The 512-nt window shown below is 43.4% G+C and carries 1 protein-coding gene; it reads left to right on the top strand.

From position 1 onward, the window contains the following. On the top strand, positions 1 to 512 hold a 512-nt coding region (locus tag ABD296_RS50390), incomplete at both ends, for a DUF6651 domain-containing protein (protein WP_344285887.1).

The raw sequence follows: 512 nt of genomic DNA, 5'->3' as shown, positions 1-512 counted from the left end.
CAAAATCTCGATGATAAAAAGCTGGTGGATGCCGGTGAAGTTGAGAAAGTTAAAGCTGAAGCTATCAAAGCAGTTGAGGAAAAATATGCCCCGATTGTTGCGCAACGTGATGCTCTAGAAGCCTCTTTACATAAAGAACTTATCGGCGGTGGTTTTGCTCGTTCTAAGTACATTCAAGACAACATTGCAGTACCTGTGGACATGGTTCAGGCAACCTTTGGTCATCACTTCAAAATCGAAGAAGGCAAGGTGGTTGCATATGATCCGAACGGCGAAAAGATTTATTCACGTGTCCGCCCGGGTGAACTTGCAAATGTTGATGAAGCTTTAGAGTCATTGGTTGGTGGATACCAGCATAAAGACTTAATTCTTAAAGGTGGTAAAGGAACTGGTGGCGGTTTTCAAGGTGGGGGCAAAGGTGGAGCACCTACTGGAATGAAACGCAGTGAAATGTCTGTTTCTCAGAAAGCAGATTACATCAAAGAACATGGCAATGATGCCTTCCTAAAAAT

It is taken from the genome of Actinomadura napierensis (assembly GCF_039529375.1).
Lineage (GTDB): Bacteria > Actinomycetota > Actinomycetes > Streptosporangiales > Streptosporangiaceae > Spirillospora > Spirillospora napierensis.
Note: the sequence above shows the minus strand (reverse complement) of the source record. Positions and strands in the feature narration are given on the sequence as shown.